Below are 17,219 nucleotides of genomic sequence, written 5' to 3'. Positions count from 1 at the left end.
GGGCGGCGAAACCGCTAGCTGCGCGCCTGCCTCGGGATCACGACCTCGCGGATGATGAGCAGGATGCCCGCCGAGATCGGGATCGCCACGAGGGCGCCGAGCAGGCCGAGCAGCGTGCCGCCCGCGAGGGCGGAGATGAGCACGATCGTGCCGGGCACCTGCACGGCCTTGCCCATCACCTTCGGCGTCAGGATGTACGCCTCGACCTGCATGTAGACGAGCATCGCGATGAGCACGATGATGCCGGCGAGCGGCGAGACGAAGAGCGCGACGATCGTCATGATCACGGTCGTGATGACGGTACCGATGAGCGGGATGAGCGTGATGAAGAACGCGAGCACACCGATGAAGAGGGCGTACTTCACGCCGACTGCCGCGAGCAGGATCGTCGAGAACACGGAGTTGCAGAACGCGAGCACGACCATGCCGCTCAGGTACTTGCCGACCGAGAGCATGATGCGCTCGGCGAGGCTCTCGACCCGGGCTCGGTGGCTCGCGGCCACCAGGGTGTAGCAGGCGCGCTTGGTCGTGTCGAGGGTCGCGATGAAGTAGATCGAGAGCACCACGACGAACACGCCCGTCGAGATGCCGTCGAGCAGCGCGGCGCCGAACTGCAGGGCGCCGCCGCCGATCGCCGCCCACGTGTCGGGGTCGGTGAGCACCCCGCCGACCCACTCGACGATCGACGAGAGCACGCCGTTCGTCGACTCGTCGTACCGCTCGAACCACCCGGAGTCGACCAGGTGGTGGATCTCGGCCGGCATCGTCTTGATGAAGACCGCCGCCTGGTTGACGACCGGCGGCACCACGAGCCACACGATGCCGACCACGACGGCGACGAACAACAGGATGACGGTCACGATCGCGGCGCCCCGAGGCATCCCCCTGCGCTGGAACCAGCGGATGAGCGGGTCGAGCCCGAGCGCGACGAACGCGGCGATGAACACCGAGAGCACGACGCCCTGCAGCGCGACGAGCGCCGACGCGAGCATGAGCGCGAGCAGCACGCCGAGCGTGACGATGAAGCCCCAGCGCAGCGGGTGGTTGACGAAGAGCCCGTCGCGCGGGCGATCGCGTCGCCGCCGGAGGCGTTCTGCCGTGTTCACGCGCGCCAGTCTAGGGTCGGGCCGGCCTCAGTTGGCGGTGTCGGGCACCTTCAGTTCGCGGTAATGGGGCGAGAACTGGGGGAAGTAGGTCTCCCACGCGGGCATCGCGGCGCCCGAGCGGGCGGCGATGAGCCGGTCGAGGTAGAAGTCCCAGCCCGGGCCGATGCTCGCCGCGTCCGCCCCGTCCTTCACGCGCTGGCCGAGCGTCAGGGTCGTCATGCCGCCGCCCTCGACGAGGTGGCAGAACACCCGGACCCCGCTCGGTCCCGACCCCGAATCGGCCGTGAACCGGTGGGGTGCCGCGCACTCGAGGATGGAGACGTTCATCCACTCGGCGCCCTCCTCGCTCATCTGGAAGCGCACGCCGCCCGTCGACGGGCTGCCCGTGTAGGTGCCGATCCACGCCTTCATGGCGTTCGGGTTCGTGAGGCTGTACCAGACGTCCTCGATGGGCGCATGGAACAGCCGATCGAACTGCAGGTAGAGCCCGTCGGCCTTCAGCACGTAGTGCCCGGTCGGTTTCGCGGTCATCATCGCCCCCAGTCTTTCGTTCAATTCAGGCTAAGCCCGCGGATGCACGAACCACTAGAGTCGGTGGCATGAGTTCGAAGGGGCGCGTTGCGCACGAAGAGACGATGGACATCACCGAGGGCAAGTCGGGGCTGTGGGGCTGGCTCGCCGGCCTGATCGTGCTCGTCCTCGTCGCCCTGCCGCTGTCGGCCGCGTTCGCATTCGCGACGAACCCGCACACGCAGCAGCTGTTCTCGGGGCGGCTCGAAGAAGTGGGCACCGGCGCCTACCAGACCTTCTGGTGGATCGTGACGCTCTTCCTCGTGGCCGTGCCGATCCTCGTGGGCTACGTCGTCGCGAATCTCTCGGCGAAGTCGCTGGCGATCGCGGGCGCCATCATCGCGCTGTTCGTCATCGCGATCATCGTGCTCGGCCAGATGTTCATCTTCTGACCCCGGCACCGGGGTCTCACCCCGTTCGGGTGGATGCCTCGTCGAAGGCGTCGCGGGCGTCGGTGATCTGCTCGTGGTGGGCGGCAGCCCACCCCACGAGTCCGAGCACGGGTTCGGCGAGCGAACGGCCGAGCTCGGTCGCGGCGTACTCGACGCGCGGCGGGATCTCGGCGTAGCTCGTCCGTGAGACGAGTCCGTCGCGCTGCAGGTTGCGCAGGGTCTGCGTGAGCATGCGGTGCGAGATGCCGTCGATGCGGCGCTGCAGTTCGGTGAAGCGCAGCGGTTCGTCGTGCAGCAGCCCGACGACGAGCAGGCTCCACTTGTCGCCGACGCGGGCGAGCACGTCGCGGATGACGTCGCTCGCCTCGTGCTCGACGCTGCACGGCGACGCCGCGGGCGGCAGGCGATCGACGACGGCGTCGGCGGTCAGCGGGGTCGCCATGGTGCTCCTCTCCGGTCGCACGCCGCCCCCGATACGCACCTCGGGTGCGTGACGCACGGTGAAGTGCGTGGGGGTCGTCGGTTAGAGTCACCGATCGTGCGTTACGCACTGATGGTAACCGACTCGTCTGGAGAAACACCTTGATCATCGCGCTGTGGATCGTCACCGGCCTGCTCGCCCTCCTGTTCGTCATGGCCGGAAGCATGAAGGCGCTGAAGTCGCGCGAGGCCGTGCTCGCCAACATGCCCTGGGTCGAAGACGTCAGCGCCGGCCAGCTGAAGACCATCGGCATCCTCGAGCTGCTCGGCGGCATCGGGCTCGTGCTGCCCGCCGCGACCGGCATCCTCGCCTGGCTCACCCCGACCGCGGCGTTCGCGCTCGCCGTCACCATGGTGTTCGCCGTCGCGCTGCACGTGAAGCGCAAGGAGTCGTTCGTGCCGAGCCTCGTGCTGGGCGTCGTCTCGCTCGTCGTCGGCGTCGGTTGGATCGTGCTCGCCTGAACCGCGGCATCCTCGTGTCTGGTCGCAGGCCATACCATACGGTATGGTATGGCCCATGGATGCCGCCCTTCCCGACCCGGTCTGGCCCGTCGTGCTGCTCGCTGCCATCTGCTTCGGCGACGCCCTGCTCTGCCTGAAGCCCGTCGCATTCATCGCGAAGTGCTTCGAGGACGTGGGCTTCCCGAAGAAGTGGTGGTGGGTGATGCCGCCGATCAAGTTCGCCGCCGCCGCGGGGCTCATCGCGGGCATCTGGATTCCGTACCTCGGCGCGCTCACCTGCGCCGCGCTCATCGCCTACTTCCTCGTCGCGATCGGCATGCACGTGCGGGCGCGCGACCTCGGGCGCAACCTGTTCCTCAACGCGACGGGCATGCTCGTGATCTGCCTCGCGACCGGACTCTTCTGCTTCGTGCTCTGACCTGCGGGCCTCCGCCCCGGTGCGCCGGCCGGCCTCAGTCTCCGGCGCCGGCGCCGTCGCCGTCGCCGTCGGCCGTCGGTCCGCCCGCGACCGGGGCGATCTCGAGCAGGAGCTCGTAGACCGCCCGGAGCTCGTCGCTGCTGATCGGCGGCACCGTCGCGGCCGCGCCGACCGAGACGAGGTACGGCACGAGTGCCGCGGTCCGGGCGGCCGCGTCGGATGTCGTCGCCGGCCGCCACACCGCCTGCAGTGCATCGATGATGCGCGCGTCGATGCGCGCCTGCGTCGCCCGCGCATCGTCGTCGGAGTGCGCCCAGGCGCGCACGGCAGCGTCGAGCGCGGTCGGGCGGATCGATGGAGCGCCCGAGATCGCGAGCTCACTGAGCCACGAGAGGGTGGCGCGCGTGCCGCGGGCGCGCTGTGCCGCGATCCCCTCGTCGATCGCGGCGAGGGTGTGCTCCTCGTAGTACGCGAGCAGTGCGTCCTTGTAGGCGCCGGCCCCGGTGAAGTGGTGGTGGAACGACCCCTTCGTCACGCCGAGGCGTGCCGCGAGCCGGTCGATCCGCAGCCCCGGCGCGCCTTCGGTCGCGAGCACCTCGAGCCCCTCGTCGAGCCAGCGCTCGCGTGTCGTCGACATGGAGCCACCGTACCGGAGGGTATGGCGCGGCGCCCCATCCTCAGCCGCCGCGCCCTCAGCCCGCCAGCTCCTCGAGCACGGCCATCGCGGCGTTGTGCCCGCCGATGCCGCTCACCGCGCCGCCGCGGACCGCGCCCGACCCGCACAGGAGCACGCGAGGGTGCCGCGTGGCGACGCCCCACCGCTCGGCCGACGTCGCGAGCGGCGCGCCGTCGTCGGCCCACGGCCACGACAGCGGGCCGTGGAAGATGTTGCCGCCCGGCATGCGCAGCGACTCCTCGAGGTCGAGGGTCGTCTTCGTCTCGATGCACGGCCGGCCCGAGGCATCCTTCGCGATGACGCCCTCGACGGGTTCGGCGAGCACGCTGTCGAGCGAGTCGAGCACCGCCTGCTGCAGCAGCTCGCGCAGTTCGGCGTTTCCGTGGCGTTCGAGCAGTCGGTGCGGCACGTGCAACCCGAAGACGGTGAGCGTGTGCATGCCCGCGGCGGCGAGTTCGGGCGCGAGGATCGACGGATCGCTCAGCGTGTGGCAGTAGATCTCGCACGGCAAGGGCGAGGGGATGCCGCCGCGCACGGCTGTCGAGAAGGCGGCGTCGAGCTGCGTCGCGAGCTCGTTGATGTGGAAGGTGCCCGCGAACGCCTGCTCGGCGGCGACGTCTGCGTCGCGCAGCCGGGGCAGCCGCTCGAGCAGCAGGTTGACCTTGACCTGTGCGCCCTCGGGCGCGTGCAGAGCGTGCAGGCGCGCACGCACGACGGGCGGCACCGCGGCGGCATCGGGGTCGCCCGCCTCGACGAGCCGCTCGAGCACGGCGGGCGCGACGTTCGCGAGCACCGTGCCCGCGGTCGCGACCCGTTCGCCGCCGTCGACCCGGTAGCGCACGCGACCGGTCGGGTCGACGGCCACGACCTCGGCGCCGGTCACGAGCCGCGCTCCTGCCGTGCGCGCCGCACGCTCCAGCTCGCCCGAGACCGCGCCCATGCCGCCGATCGGCACGTCCCAGTCGCCGGTGCCGCCGCCGATGACGTGGTAGAGGAAGCACCGGTTCGCGTCGAGCGACGGGTCGTCGAGCGCGGTGAATGTGCCGATGAGCCCGTCGGTCGCGACGACCCCGCGCACGAGGTCGCTCGCGAAGGTCGCGTCGATCGTCTCGCCGAGCGGGCGCTCGACGAACGCATTCCAGACGTCGTCGTCGCCGACGAGCGCGCGGGCCTCGGCGCGGGTCGGCAGCGGCTCGGTCAGGGTGGGGAAGAGGCGCTCGGCCAGCCGTGCGGTGCTTCGATAGAACGCGTCCCAGGCGGCGGCGTCGGCCTGCGCGTCGACGCGCTCGAAGGCGGCGCGGGATGCCTCGGGGCCGGCGTCGCCGTCGACGAGCAGGCCGCGCCCGGGGTCGGCGGGGTCGGGCGTGTACGACGAGAACCGGCGGCGGACGAGCCCGATCTCGAGGCCGAGGTCGTCGACGATCCGCTGCGGCAGCAGGCTCACGAGGTACGAGTAGCGGCTGAGCCGTGCGTCGACGCCCTCGAACGCCTCGGCCGAGACCGCCGCGCCGCCGAGGTGGTCGTCGCGCTCGAGCAGCAGCACGTCGAGGCCGGCGCGGGCGAGGTAGGCGGCGGCCGTGAGGCCGTTGTGGCCTCCGCCGACGATCACGACGTCGTGTGCGGTGAGGGCGGCGGCGGTGGCGGCGGCGGCGGGCTCGGGCGCTGGTCGGGGGAGCGGCATCCTCCGAGCGTAAACGCCCCGGCTGGGGCGGGGGTTCCGCAAACGGCAATGCCGGTTCCGCCTCACATGGGGCGGAACCGGCATTGGCCGAATCGTTACTTCCGGCGGGGTGCCGACGACGGCTGCGGGCGTCACGATGGAGCGAGCATCAACTCGGGAGGCGTCATGATCGGCTCGACTGTGCTCACCTCGTGCGCGACGAACGTCGACTGTCACGACACGGCGGCGGTCACGTTCGATGCGTCCTGGCTGGTCGCGACCCTGCTCGTGCTCGGGGCGGTGATCGTCGTCGCTGCCGTCGTACTGGCGCGTCGAGGTTCGAAGGGCTGAGCGCGCTCAGCGCGCCCGGCGCATCGCGCGCACGCCGACGACGACACCCACCGCGCACGTGACGATCGCGGCGATCGCGCCGCCGACGACGGCGGGGGCTCCGAAGTCGCCGGCGAGCAGCGCCCGCTCGGCGCCGACGAGGTAGCTCAGCGGGTTCACGGCAGCGGCGGCCTTCATCCAGCCGGGGCCGTCGTCGAGCGGCAGCAGCATGCCCGAGAGGATCATGAGCGGGAAGAGCAGCGTCTGGTGCACCATCCAGAACATCCAGTCGCGGTTCCGGCAGGCGAGCGCGAGCGTGTAGCTCAGTGCGCCGAAGCCGATGCCGAACACCGCGAGCACGAGCAGGCCGGCCACGAGCCCTGCCGCGTTCACGCTGAACCCGAACGGCACGGCGACGAGCACGACGATCGTGCCCTGGATGACGAGGGGCACGACCTCCTTCAGGGCGCGGCCGACGAGCAGGGCGCTCCGCGAGAGCGGGGCGACGAGGGTGCGCTCGTGCGAGCCGGTCTGCATCTCGAACAGCAGGTTCGCCCCGGTCGAGGCGGTGCCGAAGAGGGCGACCATGACGAGGATGCCGGGCACGAACCACTGCAGCGTGCCTGCGACGTCGCCGCCGGCGGCGCCGATGAGCAGCGGCCCGAAGAGCCCGAGGAAGACGAGCGGCTGCACGAGCGAGAACACGACGCTGAACGGGTCTCGGATGAGGGGCTTCGACTCGCGCACGAAGACGGCGGCGGTGTCGTGGACGAAGCCCGTGGGGCGGGCGGTGGGTGCGGTGGTGGTCATGAGAGCGGTCCCTTCAGGTGATCGTGCGGTCAGACGGTGGCGAGTTCGGCGGGCTCGGCGTGCGCCGCCTCTTCGCGGAGACTGCGGCCGGTGAGGGCGAGGAAGACGTCGTCGAGGGTCGGCTGCCGGTGCGTGGCGGCGACGACCTCGATCCCGGCGTCCGACAGGTCGCGGATGTAGCGGGGCAGCGCCCGGTCGCCGCCCGGTGCCGTGACGGCGACGACCCTCGGGTCGGCCGGGTCGGGCTCGGCGCCGATGCGGGCGGCTGCGGCCGCGGCATCCGCGGCGGTGTCGAACGCGAGCGTGACGCGGTCGCCCGCGAGCGACGACTTGAGCGCCCCTGCCGTGTCGTCGGCGATGACCGAGCCGTGGTCCATGACCATGACGCGCTCGGCGAGCTGGTCGGCCTCGTCGAGGTAGTGCGTCGTGAGGAAGATCGTGGTGCCGGTCTCGCGGCGGAGCTCGACGATGTGCTGCCAGAGGTTGGCCCGGCTGTGCGGGTCGAGGCCCGTCGACGGCTCGTCGAGGAACAGCAGCCCGGGCCGGTGGATGAGCCCGAGCGCGATGTCGAGCCGGCGCTTCTGCCCGCCCGAGAGCTGCTGCACGGTGCGGTTCGCAACCTGGCCGAGCTCGAGCGACTCGATGAGCTCGGCCGCGCGGGCGCGGGTCTCTCGGCGGCCGAGCCCGTAGAACGCGCCCTGCGCGTGCAGTTCGTCGCGCACGCGCTGGGTGTGCCCGCCGGAGCTGCCCTGGCCGACGTAGCCGATACGGCGGCGAACCCCGGCCGCGTCGGTGCGGATGTCGCATCCGGCGACCGTGGCCCCACCGCTCGTCGCGGGCAGGAGGGTCGTGAGCATGCGGAGCGTCGTCGACTTTCCGGCGCCGTTCGGGCCGAGGAACGCGACGAGCTCGCCCTCGCCGACGGCGAGGTCGAGGGAACGGACGGCCTCGACGGTCTGCCCCTTGGAGCGGAACGTCTTCGTGAGGCCCTGTGCGGTGATCATCTGGTTCGTCATGCGGCCAGTCTCTCGAGGCATCCGGTCACTTTCTGTCCGCATTAGAGGGAGAATCGGAACATGGCCGCGACCACCTCGAGAACCCTCGAACTGCTCTCCCTCCTGCAGAGCCACCGGCACTGGTCGGCGCGCGAACTCACGGGCCGGCTCGGCGTCAGCGAGCGAACGCTCCGACGCGACGTCGAACGGCTGCGCGAGCTCGGCTACGGCATCGAATCGGTGCGCGGCAGCGCCGGAGGCTATCGGCTCGAAGCGGGTACGGGACTGCCGCCGCTGCTGCTCACCGACGACGAGGGCGTCGCGATCGCGCTCGGCCTGCGCTCGCAGGCGACGGCCGGGCTGCGCGGCGCCGAGCACACGACGCTCTCGGCGCTCGCGAAGATCGAGCAGGTGCTGCCGCCCGCGCTGCGCCGGCGCATCGAGGCGCTGCAGTCGCACACGGCGGTCGGCGTCGGCGCGGGCGGGTGGAACCGCTCGGGCCGTCCGGCACCCGAGGTCGACGCCGAACTGCTCGGACTGCTCGCCCTGTCGTGCCGCGACGGCGAGCGGCTGCGGTTCAAGTACACGGATGCCTCGGGGCAGGGGTCCGCCCGCAGCGTCGAACCGTACCGGCTCGTGCCCGTCGCCCGTCGCTGGTACCTGCTCGCGTGGGACCGCGATCGCGACGACTGGCGCACGTTCCGGCTCGACCGCATCAGCGACGTGTTCCCGACCAGGGTGCGCTTCGAGCCGCGTGCGCTGACCGAGGAGGATGCGCGCGAGCGCGTCGAACGCGCGGTGCGCTACCGGCGCCGCAGCATCGAGGCGCGCGTGATCGTCGAGCTTCCGCGCGCCGAGCTCGTCGAGCACCTCGGCTGGTACGGGCGCGAGGTCCAGGCCGTCGATGAGGCGCACTGCGCGTGGCCGCTCGAGGCCGAGTCGGTCGAGGCGCTCGCGATGGCCCTCATGTGGATTCCTCCGGGCGTGCGCTACCGCGTCGAAGGGCCGGAGCTGGCCGAGTTCCTCGGCCGGCAGGCCGAACGCTTCGCGCAGGCCACCGCCTGAGCGGGCGCGCTCAGTCGGAGCGTTCGAGGGTGCCGATCTCGTAGCCGTCCTGGCCGAGCACGGTCATCGTGTCGTCGGCGATCGTGGCCTCGTTCAGCCCCGCGAGCCAGGTGTCGACGCCTTCGCACGCCATCTGGGTGACGGCGACGTCTTCGAAGTGGACGTGGTCGGACTCGTCGACCGTCCAGGTGCCGCTCAGCCGGTTGCAGCCGTCGGTGCCGCTGAAGTCGCCGCCCTCGTCGAGGGTGAGCGAGGGTGAAGCCGTGTCGGTCGCATCGCCCCAGGTGCCGGTCGGGTCGATGGAGCCTCCCTGCACCGACCCCTCCTCCCCGAGGCATCCGGTCAACAGGAGCAGCATGACCGCTGCGCCTGCACCGAGCGCGACCCTCCGAGTGATGGTCATGCCGGTCAGGGTAGTGGCCCGGCGGGTCGGCCGCCATGCCCAGAAGTGGGCTCTGCCTATGCCGTGCGGGGGAGCGTCGCGACCACGGCGTCGTGATCGTCGTGGACGGTGAGGGTGTCGCCGTCGACCGAGGCCGAGTCGAGCCGGCCGAGCGACTGGTCGACGCCCTCGCAGGCCATCATCGTGGACGCCATCCGGTCGAACTCGATCGTGCCGTCGTCGTCGGGCTCCCACGAACCGGTGAGCGAGTTGCAGCCGTCGCTGCCCGTGACGGTGCCGTCGGCGGCGATCACGAGGAACGGCTGCTGCGGCGCATCGGTGCCCCAGGTGCCGACGAACGCGCTCGCCGCTCCCGACGCCGCCGGGTCGTCGCCCGCGACGGCCGGCTCGTCGGAGGTGCGTTCGAGCGTGCCGAGCTCGACGTCGTCGTCGCCGAGCACCGTCATCGTGTCGCCGTCGATCGTCGCCTCGTCGAGTGCCGAGAGCCAGGTGTCGACGCCCTCGCAGGCCATCCGCGTCGAGGCGACGTCGTCGAACTCGATGCGGCCGGCGCCCTGGTCCTCCCAGCGGCCGGTGAGCCGGTTGCAGCCGTCGGTGCCGGTGAGCGTGCCGTCGGCGGCGAGCGAGAGCGACGGCGCCGTGGTGTCGGTCGGGTCGCCCCACGTGCCGACGGCGCTCGCCGGGCTCGGGCTCGGCGACGAGTCATCCGACCCGCCCGGGCTCGCGCACGCGGACACCAGGGCGACGGTCATGACGGCGATGATCGCCGCGCCGGTTCGCATGAGCGGGCGGCGCGGGGCGCGGTTCCGGAGCGTCAGCGGTTCCATGCGCCGAGCGTAGCCCTCGGTGGGGCTCGCCGTGCCGCGCCGTGCCGCGTCAGTCGGCGGCGGGCGTCGCGGTCGCGCGGGCCGCGCGGGCGAGTGCGTCGCGGCACGCGACGACGGCCGGCCGGGCGGCGGCGGCGTGCCGCGTCGACGTGAAGACCTCGCGCTCGGGGTGCCCCGGCAGGTCGACGAGGCGCACGCTCGGCGCCTCGCCCGCCCACACGAGGTCGGGCAGGAGCCCGGCGGCGTTGCCCGACCGGATGAGCCGGATGTGCGCCATGAGGTCGGCGGTCTCGAACCGCACGTCGGGTTCGAAGCCCGCCTCGCGGCAGAGCTGCTCGGCCCACTCCCGAGACGCCGTGCCGGCAGGCTCGAGCACCCAGGGCATGCTCGCGGCGGTCTTGAGCCCGGCGGGGCGCGACGCGGGGTGCGGCGGCAGTGCGAGCCGGATGGCGTCGGCGGCGAGGTGCACCCGGTCGAGCTCTTCGCGGTGCGCGCGCGTGTGCCCCGGGTACTGCTCGGCGATGACGAGGTCGAAGTCGCGCGCGGCGACCTCGAAGAGCCCGACGTCGGGTTCGCGCTCGGTGATCTCGACCCGCAGCGCGGGGTGCTCGGCGCGCAGCAGGGTGAGCGCCTGCGGCACGACCGCGTGCGCCGCCGACTGGAACACCGCGATGCGCACGGTGCCGCCGACCGAGGTGAGCGAGCGGGCGACGTCGGCCTCGGCCTCCTCGAGCCGGTCGAGCACCGCGCGCGCGTGCTCGACGAGCACGAGCGCCTGCGGTGTGAGCTGCACGCGCCGGCCGACCTGCACGAGCAGCGGCACGCCGGCCTCGCGTTCGAGCTGGCTGAGCTGCTGCGACACGGAGGAGGGGCTGTACGAGAGGGCCTCGGCGACTGCGGCGAGCGTGCCGCGCTGGCTCAGTTCGACCAGCAGGCGCAGGCGGCGCACATCGAGCATGGGGGCCTCCGGGGGCATCCGAGCTATCGTTCGGTTTCCCTGAATAGTATGCATCGGAATCGTTCGCTGTACCTGACGGATGTCGCGGCGCACACTTATCTCGAGAGGCGCGCGACAACCCCCGGCGTGCCCGAAGCAAAGGACACTACCCTCGTGACCATGTCGAACGCCGCCACTGACGCACGGCCGGATACCGATCACGTCGTCGCCCTCGTGCGCCGCTGGCTCGAAGAGAGCGCGAATCACCCCGTCGACCCCGCCGCCGAGCGTCTCGCCGGCGTGCTGAAAGACCCGAACGGCCTCGCATTCACCGTCGGCTTCGTCGACGGCGTCATGCGCCCCGAAGACCTCGGCGTCGCCGGCCGCAACCTCGCCCAGGTCGCGAAGCTCACCCCGAAGTTCCTGCCGTGGTACCTGAAGGCCGCGATCCGCCTCGGCGGGGTCGTCGCGCCCGTGCTGCCGTGGGTCGTCATCCCGATCGCGCGCCGCGTGCTGCGCGCCATGGTCGGCCACCTCGTGCTCGACGCCACCCCGGCGAAGCTCGGGCCGGCGATCGCGAAGCTGCGCGAGTCGGGCAACCGGCTCAACCTCAATCTCCTCGGCGAGGCCGTGCTGGGTGAGGACGAGGCCGACCGGCGCCTCACGGGCACCTACGAGTTCCTCGCGCGCGACGACGTCGACTACGTGTCGATCAAGGTGTCGTCGGTCGTCAGCCAGCTCTCGATGTGGTCGTTCGACGAGGCGGTCGCGAAGGTCGTCGCGAAGCTCACCCCGCTCTACGAGCTCGCGGCCGCCGGCAGCGCGAAGGGCACGGCGAAGTTCATCAACCTCGACATGGAGGAGTACCGCGACCTCGACCTCACGATCGCGGTCTTCACGACCCTGCTCGACCAGCCGCAGCTGCGCGGTCTCGAGGCCGGCATCGTGCTGCAGACCTACCTGCCCGACGCGCTCGGCGCCATGCAGGAGCTCACCGCGTGGGCGCAGGCCCGGCGCGCCGCGGGCGGCGCGCCGATCAAGGTGCGCATCGTGAAGGGTGCGAACCTCGCCATGGAGCAGGTCGACGCGGCCGTGCACGACTGGCCGCTCGCGACCTACTCGTCGAAGCAGGACTCCGACACGAACTACAAGCGGGTGCTCGACTGGTCGATGACCCCCGAGCGCGCCGACGCGGTGAAGCTCGGCGTCGCCGGTCACAACCTCTTCGACGTGGCCCACGCCTGGCTCACCGCGCGCGAGCGCGGCGTCGAGAGCCGGGTCGAGTTCGAGATGCTGCTCGGCATGGCGACCGGCCAGGCCGAGGCGGTGCGCGGCGATGTCGGCAACCTGCTGCTCTACACGCCCGTCGTGAACCCCTCCGAGTTCGACGTCGCGATCGCGTACCTGATCCGCCGCCTCGAGGAGAACGCGAGCCAGGAGAACTTCATGTCGGCCGTGTTCGAGCTCGGCGCAGACCGGCGCCTGTTCGAGCGCGAGCGCGAACGGTACCAGCGCTCGCTCGACGCCCTCGAGGCCTCGAACGGGGATGCCGCGGTGCCGTCGCCGAACCGCACCCAGAACCGCCGCACCGAGTGGGAGGGCGACGCGCTCGCCACGGCGATGGCCGCCTCCGACGCACCCGCACCGGGCAGCGAGCACGAGGGATCGCTCACGAGCGTGGTGCTCGGCATCACGCGCGGGTCGGCGGGTGACGAGCTCGTCTCGCCCGAGGCATCCGCGTCGGCATCGGCCGATGCGCCCGGAGCGGTGGCCGGTCCGGGCGTGACCCCCGGGTTCCGCAACGAGCCCGACACCGACCCCGCCCTCGCGGCGAACCGCGAATGGGGCCGCCGGATCCTCGCCAAGGTGCCCGACACGAAGCTCGGCCTCGACGCCGTCGCGGCCGCTCGCGTCGACGATGAGGCGACGCTCGAGCGCATCATCGAGACCGTCGCGGCGAACGGCAAGGCCTGGGGCGAACTGCCCGGCGCCGAGCGCGCCGCCGTGCTGCACCGCGCGGGCCTCGCGCTCGCCGCGAACCGCGACCGGCTCATCGAGATCATGGCCGCCGAGACGGGCAAGACCATCGCCGAGGCCGACCCCGAGATCAGCGAGGCCATCGACTTCGCGCACTACTACGCCGAGCGCGCCCGCGAGCTCGACCACGTGCAGGGCGCGACCTTCGTGCCGTCTCGCCTGACGGTCGTCACGCCACCGTGGAACTTCCCGGTCGCGATCCCGGCCGGCGGCGTGCTCGCGGCGCTCGCCGCGGGCTCGGGTGTCATCATCAAGCCCGCGAAGCTCGCGCAGCGCTCGGGCGCCGTCATGGTCGAGGCGCTGTGGGAGGCCGGCATCCCCAAGGACCTGCTCGCCCTCGTCGACATCGGCGAACGCGAGCTCGGCAAGCAGCTCGTCTCGCACCCGACGGTCGACCGCGTCATCCTCACGGGTGCGTACGAGACGGCGCAGTTGTTCCGCTCGTTCCGCGAGGACCTGCCCCTGCTCGCCGAGACGAGCGGGAAGAACGCGATCATCGTCACTCCGTCGGCCGACCTCGACCTCGCGGCCTCCGACGTCGTGAAGAGCGCCTTCGGCCACGCCGGCCAGAAGTGCTCGGCGGCCTCCCTCGTCATCCTCGTCGGGTCGGTCGCGAAGTCCGAGCGGTTCCGCCGCCAGCTCGTCGACGCGGCGACCTCGCTGCGGGTCGGCTACCCGGCCGATGCGCAGAGCCAGATGGGCCCGATCATCGAGCCCGCGAACGGCAAGCTGCTGAACGCGCTCACCGAGCTCGGCATCGGCGAGGAGTGGCTCGTCGAGCCCAAGCAGCTCGACGACACCGGCAAGCTGTGGTCGCCCGGCGTGAAGACGGGGGTCGCGCCCGGCTCGTACTTCCACCTCACCGAGTTCTTCGGCCCGGTGCTCGGCATCATGCACGCGAAGGACCTCGACGAGGCGATCCGCTTCCAGAACGCCGTCGACTACGGCCTCACGGCGGGCCTGCACTCGCTCGACTCGGAGGAGCTCGCGACCTGGCTCGACCGCGTCGAGGCGGGCAACCTCTACGTCAACCGCGGCATCACCGGGGCGATCGTGCAGCGCCAGCCCTTCGGCGGCTGGAAGAAGTCGGCCGTCGGCGCCGGTGCCAAGGCCGGCGGCCCGAACTACCTGTTCGGCCTCGGCGACTGGGTGCCCGAGCACGGCAGCGCCTCGAAGTCGCTGCACCTGCGCGGCCTCGAGCGCCGCGTGACCGAGCTCATCGAGGCGGCGCAGTCGGCCCTCGACTACGACTCGTTCGAGGTGCTGCGACGGTCGGCACTGTCGGACGAGGTCGCCTGGGCCGAGGAGTACGGCACGACGCGGGACGTCTCGGGCCTCGGCGTCGAGCGCAACGTGTTCCGCTACCGGACGCTGCCGGTCGCCGTGCGCATCGGTGAGCAGGCGACCCTGGCCGAGGGTCTGCGGGTCATCGCGGCGGGACTGCTCGCGAAGGCGCCGTTCACGGTCTCGAGCGGCGTCGAGCTGCCCAAGAACGTGCGCACGGTGCTCGCCGCCCGCGACGTGCGGGTCGTGCGCGAGAACGACCGCGACTGGCTCGAGCGGGTGCGCGCCAACCGCGCGAACGCGCTGGGCGGCGCCAGCCGCGTGCGGCTCGTCGGCGGGGATGCCTCGGCGCTGGCGTCGGCGCTCGGCGGTTCGCCCGACGTGGCCGTGTGGTCGCACCCCGTGACCCCGTCGGGCCGCGTGGAGCTGCTGCCGTTCCTCCACGAGCAGGCGATCTCGATCACCAACCACCGCTTCGGCAACCCGACGACCCTCTCCGACGGGGTCATCTGAGCCGAGTTCGGTCAGTTGCAGGATGGGCCGGTCGGCACCTTCTTATGAGAGGGTGCTCGCCGGCTCATCCTGCAACTTTCGACCACCGCGGCCTCGAAAGCACTCAGTCACCGCAGCGATCGCCGCGGTGCGGGAGTCGAGCCGTCCTCGACCTCCCATTCCGCTCGCGACCAGTGCGTCGGGAGCTCGCCGGTGGTTCGGCGGTGTAGCGCGCCCTGTTCATCGATCTCGATGTGCAGCGTCCGCGTATGCAGCCGGTACGTCGGCACTCCGGACAGCCAGTAGAGCGGATTGATCAGCTCGATGAGCATCCGCCAGCCGGGCGGGGTGGCGACATGGGTCATCGTCAGCTCGAACGCCGATTGCCGGGCCACATCCCAGCCCTGATTCATCCTGAGCAGCATCTCGCGGCGCAGTGCGGCGGTTCGCGCCCCCTCGTTCACGGCGAGTCAGCGCCCGCGGTTGCGGCGGCGGATGCCTCGGGGCGCGCGCCCGCCGACGAACGACTGCGCCGAGTCGACGACGAAGCCCTGTCGCAGCGCCTCGCGGCCGATGAGCATGCGGAAGCCCATCTCGTCGCGATTCGTGAGCGTGACCTCGGCCGTCACGGTGCGGCCCTGCAGCACGACGTCCATGAGCACGACGATGCGCTCCTCCGAGTGGCCCGACGAGCTCCGCACCTGGCGGCGATCGTGCACCGGCAGTTCGACGACGACCGCGTCGTCCTCGCTCTCCTGCCACGGGTGCACGCCGAAGCGCACGCGTCCGAGCGGGGCGTCGGCCGAGGCATCCGACCCTTCGGCGGGCTCGGCCGACGGCGACGGCAGCTCCTCGACGTCGAACGCGTGCAGCGACGAACTCCGCGCGCCCGTGTCGAGCTTCGCCTTGATCCAGGGCACCCCGAGTGCGGGCAGCGAAACCCATTCGCGCCATCCTGCGATGGTGCTTGAATGGGAGGTCTCAGTCACATCGTCCATCTTGGCAGGGCACCACGCATGAAACTCGCGATCCTCTCGCGCGCGCCGCAGGCGTACTCGACCCAGCGGCTGCGCGCGGCCGCGCAGCAGCGCGGGCACCAGGTGAAGGTGCTCAACACGCTGCGGTTCGCGATCGACCTCGCCGGGCCCGAGCCCGACCTGCAGTTCCGCGGGCGCCAGCTGAGCGACTACGACGCGATCCTGCCGCGCATCGGCAACTCGATCACGTACTTCGGCACGGCCGTCGTGCGCCAGTTCGAGCAGATGGACGTGTACACGCCGAACACGGCGAACGGCATCTCGAACGCCCGCGACAAGCTGCGCGCGAACCAGATCCTCTCGCGGCACAACATCGCCCTGCCGCCGACCGCGTTCGTGCGCAACCGGGCCGACGTGCGGCCCGCGATCGAGCGCGTCGGCGGTGCGCCGGTCGTCATCAAGCTGCTCGAGGGCACGCAGGGCATCGGCGTCATCCTCGCCCCGCAGGTCAAGGTCGCCGAGGCGATCATCGAGACGCTGCACTCGACCAAGCAGAACGTGCTGATCCAGAAGTTCATCGCCGAGAGCCGCGGCCGCGACATCCGCGCCCTCGTCGTCGGCGACCGCGTGGTCGCCGCGATGCGACGCGTGGCGGCGGGCGACGAGTTCCGTTCGAACGTGCACCGCGGCGGCACCGTCGAACCCGTCGAGCTCGCGCCCGAGTACGAGCTCGCGGCCGTGCGCTCCGCGCAGATCATGGGGCTCAAGGTCGCCGGCGTCGACATGCTCGAGGGCGACGAGGGCCCCCTCGTGATGGAGGTCAACTCCTCGCCGGGCCTGCAGGGCATCGAGACGGCGACGAACCTCGACGTCGCGGGCGCGATCATCGACTACATCGCCAACCAGGTCGCGTTCCCCGAGATCGACGTACGCCAGCGACTCACCGTCTCGACCGGTTACGGCGTCGCCGAGCTGCTCGTGCACGGCAACGCCGACCTCGTCGGCAAGACGCTCGGCGAATCGGGCCTGTGGGAACGCGACATCACCGTGCTGACGCTGCACCGCGGCACGACCGTCATCCCGAACCCGCGCAAGGGCGTCGTGCTCGAGGCCGACGACCGGCTGCTCTGCTTCGGCAAGCTCGAGGAGATGCGGTCGATGATCCCCGAGCGCCGGCGCCGCCGGGCGAAGGTGCGCAAGCTCCCGAAGCAGCCGCTGCAGCAGAGCGAGTAGCGCGCGCCGCGCAGGGCACGCCTTCGCTCGTCGCGCCAGCCTCCGCCCGGCGCTGTCCACGGGTC

At 71.6% G+C, this 17,219-nt stretch carries 19 protein-coding genes; 7 read left to right on the top strand and 12 right to left on the bottom strand.

Going from position 1 to position 17,219, the window contains the following annotated elements:
• Positions 1-14: 14 nt before the first annotated feature.
• On the bottom strand, positions 15-1,106 hold the full coding sequence (locus tag LR269_RS02085) for an AI-2E family transporter (RefSeq protein WP_231429051.1): 1,092 nt from the start codon (positions 1,104-1,106) through the stop codon (positions 15-17).
• A gap of 27 nt (positions 1,107-1,133) precedes the next feature.
• Positions 1,134-1,640 carry an SRPBCC family protein gene (locus LR269_RS02080; protein ID WP_231429050.1) on the bottom strand — a complete coding sequence of 169 codons (507 nt, stop codon included), beginning with the start codon at positions 1,638-1,640 and terminating at the stop codon, positions 1,134-1,136.
• 65 nt (positions 1,641-1,705) lie between these two features.
• On the opposite strand from LR269_RS02080, the gene LR269_RS02075 reads away from it, so the two are divergent.
• Complete coding sequence (locus LR269_RS02075; RefSeq protein ID WP_231429049.1) at positions 1,706-2,068, top strand: hypothetical protein; 363 nt, start codon at positions 1,706-1,708, stop codon at positions 2,066-2,068.
• A gap of 16 nt (positions 2,069-2,084) precedes the next feature.
• Here LR269_RS02075 and LR269_RS02070 read toward each other — a convergent pair whose 3' ends face one another.
• The gene (locus LR269_RS02070; RefSeq protein ID WP_231429048.1) at positions 2,085-2,510 is read right to left on the bottom strand and encodes a helix-turn-helix domain-containing protein; all 426 of its coding nucleotides are present in this window, start codon (positions 2,508-2,510) and stop codon (positions 2,085-2,087) included.
• 140 nt (positions 2,511-2,650) lie between these two features.
• Here LR269_RS02070 and LR269_RS02065 point away from each other — a divergent pair, with 140 nt between their 5' ends.
• On the top strand, positions 2,651-3,010 hold the full coding sequence (locus LR269_RS02065; RefSeq protein ID WP_231429047.1) for a DoxX family protein: 360 nt from the start codon (positions 2,651-2,653) through the stop codon (positions 3,008-3,010).
• 55 nt (positions 3,011-3,065) lie between these two features.
• Positions 3,066-3,428: a DoxX family protein gene (locus LR269_RS02060; RefSeq protein WP_231429046.1), complete on the top strand. Its 363-nt coding sequence runs from the start codon at positions 3,066-3,068 to the stop codon at positions 3,426-3,428.
• Positions 3,429-3,462: 34 nt separating this feature from the next.
• Here LR269_RS02060 and LR269_RS02055 read toward each other — a convergent pair whose 3' ends face one another.
• Positions 3,463-4,065 (bottom strand): TetR/AcrR family transcriptional regulator, encoded by a 603-nt coding sequence (locus tag LR269_RS02055; RefSeq protein ID WP_231429045.1) that lies wholly within the window; start codon positions 4,063-4,065, stop codon positions 3,463-3,465.
• Positions 4,066-4,120: 55 nt separating this feature from the next.
• On the bottom strand, positions 4,121-5,785 hold the full coding sequence (locus tag LR269_RS02050; RefSeq protein WP_231429044.1) for an NAD(P)/FAD-dependent oxidoreductase: 1,665 nt from the start codon (positions 5,783-5,785) through the stop codon (positions 4,121-4,123).
• A 165-nt stretch (positions 5,786-5,950) separates the two neighbouring features.
• Between LR269_RS02050 and LR269_RS02045 the strand changes: the two genes are divergently transcribed.
• Positions 5,951-6,115 (top strand): hypothetical protein, encoded by a 165-nt coding sequence (locus tag LR269_RS02045; protein ID WP_231429043.1) that lies wholly within the window; start codon positions 5,951-5,953, stop codon positions 6,113-6,115.
• A 6-nt stretch (positions 6,116-6,121) separates the two neighbouring features.
• Here LR269_RS02045 and LR269_RS02040 read toward each other — a convergent pair whose 3' ends face one another.
• Positions 6,122-6,904 carry an ABC transporter permease gene (locus LR269_RS02040; protein WP_231429042.1) on the bottom strand — a complete coding sequence of 261 codons (783 nt, stop codon included), beginning with the start codon at positions 6,902-6,904 and terminating at the stop codon, positions 6,122-6,124.
• Positions 6,905-6,933: 29 nt separating this feature from the next.
• Positions 6,934-7,920 (bottom strand): ATP-binding cassette domain-containing protein, encoded by a 987-nt coding sequence (locus LR269_RS02035; RefSeq protein ID WP_231429041.1) that lies wholly within the window; start codon positions 7,918-7,920, stop codon positions 6,934-6,936.
• 60 nt (positions 7,921-7,980) lie between these two features.
• On the opposite strand from LR269_RS02035, the gene LR269_RS02030 reads away from it, so the two are divergent.
• The gene (locus LR269_RS02030) at positions 7,981-8,964 is read left to right on the top strand and encodes a YafY family protein (RefSeq protein ID WP_231429040.1); all 984 of its coding nucleotides are present in this window, start codon (positions 7,981-7,983) and stop codon (positions 8,962-8,964) included.
• Between the two features lie 10 nt (positions 8,965-8,974).
• On the opposite strand, the gene LR269_RS02025 is transcribed toward LR269_RS02030, so the two are convergent.
• From LR269_RS02025 to LR269_RS02015, 3 genes are read right to left on the bottom strand one after another with little or no spacing between them, the layout of a single operon-like run.
• The gene (locus LR269_RS02025) at positions 8,975-9,367 is read right to left on the bottom strand and encodes an META domain-containing protein (protein ID WP_231429039.1); all 393 of its coding nucleotides are present in this window, start codon (positions 9,365-9,367) and stop codon (positions 8,975-8,977) included.
• Positions 9,368-9,423: 56 nt separating this feature from the next.
• Entirely contained in the window at positions 9,424-10,194 is a 771-nt protein-coding gene (locus tag LR269_RS02020) for an META domain-containing protein (RefSeq protein ID WP_231429038.1), read from the bottom strand.
• A gap of 49 nt (positions 10,195-10,243) precedes the next feature.
• Positions 10,244-11,152: a LysR substrate-binding domain-containing protein gene (locus LR269_RS02015; RefSeq protein ID WP_231429037.1), complete on the bottom strand. Its 909-nt coding sequence runs from the start codon at positions 11,150-11,152 to the stop codon at positions 10,244-10,246.
• A gap of 159 nt (positions 11,153-11,311) precedes the next feature.
• Between LR269_RS02015 and LR269_RS02010 the strand changes: the two genes are divergently transcribed.
• The gene (locus LR269_RS02010; RefSeq protein ID WP_231429036.1) at positions 11,312-14,965 is read left to right on the top strand and encodes a bifunctional proline dehydrogenase/L-glutamate gamma-semialdehyde dehydrogenase; all 3,654 of its coding nucleotides are present in this window, start codon (positions 11,312-11,314) and stop codon (positions 14,963-14,965) included.
• Between the two features lie 107 nt (positions 14,966-15,072).
• Here the strand turns inward: LR269_RS02010 and LR269_RS02005 are convergent, their stop codons facing one another.
• Positions 15,073-15,357 carry a hypothetical protein gene (locus LR269_RS02005; RefSeq protein ID WP_231429035.1) on the bottom strand — a complete coding sequence of 95 codons (285 nt, stop codon included), beginning with the start codon at positions 15,355-15,357 and terminating at the stop codon, positions 15,073-15,075.
• Between the two features lie 57 nt (positions 15,358-15,414).
• Positions 15,415-15,942: a RimK/LysX family protein gene (locus LR269_RS02000; RefSeq protein ID WP_231429034.1), complete on the bottom strand. Its 528-nt coding sequence runs from the start codon at positions 15,940-15,942 to the stop codon at positions 15,415-15,417.
• 18 nt (positions 15,943-15,960) lie between these two features.
• Here LR269_RS02000 and LR269_RS01995 point away from each other — a divergent pair, with 18 nt between their 5' ends.
• Positions 15,961-17,154, top strand: a complete 1,194-nt coding sequence (locus LR269_RS01995) for a RimK family alpha-L-glutamate ligase (protein WP_231429033.1) — start codon at positions 15,961-15,963, stop codon at positions 17,152-17,154.
• The last annotated feature ends 65 nt before the right edge of the window (positions 17,155-17,219 follow it).

Origin of the sequence: Agromyces sp. S2-1-8 (genome assembly GCF_021129215.1) — a bacterium.
Classification (GTDB): domain Bacteria; phylum Actinomycetota; class Actinomycetes; order Actinomycetales; family Microbacteriaceae; genus Agromyces; species Agromyces chromiiresistens.
Note: the sequence above shows the minus strand (reverse complement) of the source record. Positions and strands in the feature narration are given on the sequence as shown.